This window comes from Bacillus sp. mrc49 (assembly GCF_002803435.1).
In genome coordinates, this window is record NZ_PHNG01000067.1 from 1 (window position 1) to 343 (window position 343).

2 protein-coding genes are annotated in these 343 nt (G+C 56.9%); both read left to right on the forward strand.

The window, feature by feature from the left end; translation table 11 throughout:
- On the forward strand, window positions 1-209 hold a 209-nt coding region (locus CVN76_RS00500; RefSeq protein WP_157805379.1), incomplete at its 5' end, for an SDR family oxidoreductase.
- 68 nt (window positions 210-277) lie between these two features.
- Window positions 278-343: LacI family DNA-binding transcriptional regulator (locus CVN76_RS32245; RefSeq protein ID WP_157805380.1), on the forward strand; the 66-nt coding region annotated here is incomplete at its 3' end.

Genomic DNA, 343 nt, shown 5'->3' on the forward strand with positions numbered 1-343 from the left:
ATATCGTGTCGCCGGGCAGCATCGACACCGCTTTCCATCACGGCAAGAGCGACGAGGTACTGGGTAAAATGCGCGCTTCCATTCCGATGGGCCGCTTTGGTCGCAGCGAAGAGGTGGCGCCCAGCTACCTGTTTCTGGCATCGCATAACTGCAGCGGCTATATCACCGGGCAAATTATCGACGTCAACGGCGGTCAACTCGCGCCCTAAGGGCCTGTGACTCACTTTCGGCCGCGTGATAAAGTCGGGGTAATGGGTTAATGCAAAACGGGAATGTGATGGCGAATATACGTGATGTGGCACGTCATGCCGGGGTGTCGGTCAGTACGGTATCCAACGTGCTG